Below are 3,267 nucleotides of genomic sequence, written 5' to 3' on the forward strand. Positions count from 1 at the left end.
TCTACTATCCGCTGCCGTCCTGGTACATCCGGACCACCGCCATCCGCGACGAGCTGCTGGCGCAGAACGAGCGGACGACCTGGCACCCCGAGCGAATCAGGACCGGTCGGTACGGCGAGTGGCTGCGCGGCAACGTCGACTGGGCGCTGTCCCGCAACCGATACTGGGGGACACCGTTGCCGGTCTGGCGCTGCGACGACGACCCCACCCATCTGGTGTGCGTCGGGTCACTCGCCGAGCTCTCCGAGCTCGCCGGGCGGAACCTGGCCGACCTCGACCCGCACCGCCCGTTCGTCGATGAGGTCACCGGGACCTGCCCGACCTGCGGCGGCGTCTCGCACCGGGTGCCCGAGGTGATCGACGTCTGGTACGACAGCGGCGCGATGCCGTTCGCCCAGTGGGGTGCCCCGCACCACAACCTCGAGGAGTTCACCCGGCAGTACCCGGCGCAGTACATCTGCGAGGCGATCGACCAGACCCGCGGCTGGTTCTACACGATGATGGCGGTCGGCACGCTGGTGTTCGGCCGCTCCTCCTATGAGACGGTGCTCTGCCTCGGCCTGCTCCTGGACGCCGACGGCCGCAAGATGAGCAAGCATCTCGGCAACGTGCTCGATTCCTTCGAGCTGTTCGAGCGGCACGGCGCGGACGCGGTCCGCTGGCTGATGCTCGCCGGCGGCTCGCCGTGGGCGGACCGCCGGATGAGTCACGAGGCGATCGAGGACATCGTCCGCAAGGTCCTGCTCACCTACTGGAACACCGCGTCGTTCTTCGCCCTCTATGCCGGGGCGGCCGGCTGGCGGCCGGGCGCGAGCCCAGGCGCGGGCGCGACACCGCCGGCCCGGCGGCACGTGCTGGACCGCTGGGCGCTGTCCGAGCTCGCGGCCACCGTCGCCGAGGTGGACGAGGCGCTGGAGAACTTCGACTCGCTGCGGGCCGGGCGGCGGATCGCCCGGTTCGTCGACGACCTGTCCAACTGGTACGTCCGCCGGTCCCGCCGCCGGTTCTGGGCCGGCGACGCCGATGCCCTGGACACCCTGCACACCTGCCTGGACGCACTGACCCGAGTGATGGCGCCGTTCACACCGTTCCTCACCGACTGGCTGTGGTCACGGCTGTTCGCCGACGCCTCCCCGCAGACCCCCGACTCGGTGCACCTTGCCGCCTGGCCCGAGCTCCCCGGGGGGCTGCACACGCCGGAGCTCTCGGAGCAGATGGATCTCGTCCGGCGGATCGTGGAACTCGGCCGTGCCGCCCGGGCCGCCAGCGGGATGCGCACCCGCCAGCCGTTGCCGCGGGCGGTCATCGGCGCGAGTGCCTTCGACGAGCTCTCCCCCGAGCTGATCGCGCAGATCACCGAGGAGCTCAACGTGACCACGGTGGAGCCGGCGACCTCGGAGGTCGTCGACATCTCGGTGAAGCCGAACTTCCGGGCCCTGGGGCGGCGCTTCGGCAGGAACACCAAGGCGGTCGCCGCGGCCATCGCGGCCGCCGGTCCTCCCGTCAACGGACGGCTCACCGTCACCGTCGACGGGGAGGAGGCCGAGCTGTCCGGGGACGAGCTGATCATCACAGAGACGCCGCGGCAGGGCTGGGCGGTCACCGCCGAGTCCGGGCTCTCCGTCGCCCTCGACCTGGAGATCTCCCCGGAGCTCGCCCGCGCCGGGCTCGCCCGCGACGTCGTCCGGGTGCTCCAGGACGCGCGCAAGGCGGCAGGGCTGGAGATCACCGACCGGGTGGACGTCTCCTGGGCGGCGACGCGCGAGGAGACCGCACTCGCGCTGCGTACCCACGGTCAGACGGTGGCCGAGGAGGTGCTGGCGGTCTCCTTCACCGAGGTGGCCCGCACGGAGCTGCCTGCGGCGCAGCCGTGGAAGGCGGAAGCCCGCTCGGCGGCCGAGGAGCTGGGCCTGGCGTTCACGCTCACCCGGCACGAGACGACCGGCAGCTGAGACCGAGGCCCGAGGTCAGCGAGAGGCCCGGCGTACTGCTCCCGCCGGGAGCAGCGCCGCGGCGACCAGCGTCAAGATCAGGGACGCATAGACGAAACCGCTGCCGGCAAGGATGCCGACCACCGCAAGAACCGTACACAAAGCAAGAACTGCTCCACAAAGCGTCAGCATCTCTCGATCACCCCATCACGAGACCGCCCGTCGGCTCCGGCCCCGTCCGCGCCGGTGCCGAGGGCCACGCCAGACTCGCCGAGGGCCGCGCAGCGGATGATCAGAACTCCTGCATTCCCGGGGCGTCCCGCCGGGTGGCGTCCATGTCCGGCCGGCCGTGACCGTTGTCGCGGGCCATGGCGGCGCCGGCGGGCAGGGGCGGACCGGGCGGGAAGGTCGGCTGGTGGGCGGGGTTCTGCGGGGCGCCACTGGGCCCCATGCCCACCGCGGGCCGCGTGGGTCCACCACCCGGGTTGAGGCCCGGTCGCGGTGGCCCGCCGGCACCGACGGCCGGCTGAGTCGGCATGCCGTCCAGGTCCCGCAGCTGCATCTCCAGGTAGGCCCGCAGCCGAGTACGGTACTCCCGCTCGAACGCCCGAAGCTGCTCGACCTGGCCCTCGAGGCGACGCTTGTCGTCCTCCAAGCCGCCGAGCTGCTCGGCCACGTGCGCCCGGGCCTCACCAATGATGCGGTCCGCGTCCGCCCTCGCCTCGCGGCGGGCGCGTTCAGACTCCGCGCGCGCCTCGCGCAGCGCCTCGTCCGCCGTGCGCTGGGCCAGCACGAGGGTACGGGCGACCCGCTGCTCGATGTCGGCCTCCACCTGCGGGTTACCGCCGGCCCGAGCGGGCGGTCCGGAGGTACCCACCGCTGAGATCACCGTTGTGGGGGCGCCGCCCTGCTGCGGCCCCTGCGGCCCGGTGGGCTGCGGCTGCTGGCCCCGTTCCCGGGCGGCCTGGGCGGCCTGGGCCTGCGCCTGGGCGATCTGGCGACGCGCCTCGTCGAGCTGGCGGCGCAGGCCCTGGTTCTCCTCGAGGATCTGCGCGGGCACGCCCGGACCACCACCGCCGGAACGCCGGGCCTCGTCGAGCTGCCGGCGCAGGTCGCTGTTCTCGTCCAGCAGCCGCGTCAGCTCCGCCTCGACCTCGTCGAGGAAGGTGTCGACCTCATCCTCGTTGTAGCCCGTGCGAAACCTCGTCGGGCTGAAGACCTTGTTCTGAACGTCCTGTGGTGTCAGAGCCACGTCGCCTCCTCGTGCGGCATCGCCGCTCCCCGAAGAGAGGGCGGTCTGCGGGCAGTCTGCCGCGCCCGCGCTCGCGGTGTGCAC

2 protein-coding genes are annotated in these 3,267 nt (G+C 72.6%); one reads left to right on the forward strand and one right to left on the reverse strand.

Translation table 11 applies throughout. The features are described 5' to 3' along the window. Nucleotides 1–1,952 (forward strand): class I tRNA ligase family protein (locus ACY45C_RS18625; protein WP_462188855.1); only part of this gene is annotated, 1,952 nt, incomplete at its 5' end. 271 nt (nucleotides 1,953–2,223) lie between these two features. Here ACY45C_RS18625 and ACY45C_RS18630 read toward each other — a convergent pair. After that, nucleotides 2,224–3,183 (reverse strand): DivIVA domain-containing protein, encoded by a 960-nt coding sequence (locus ACY45C_RS18630; protein ID WP_462188860.1) that lies wholly within the window; start codon nucleotides 3,181–3,183, stop codon nucleotides 2,224–2,226. Nucleotides 3,184–3,267: the final 84 nt, after the last annotated feature.

Source organism: Frankia sp. CcWB2 (assembly GCF_977927585.1).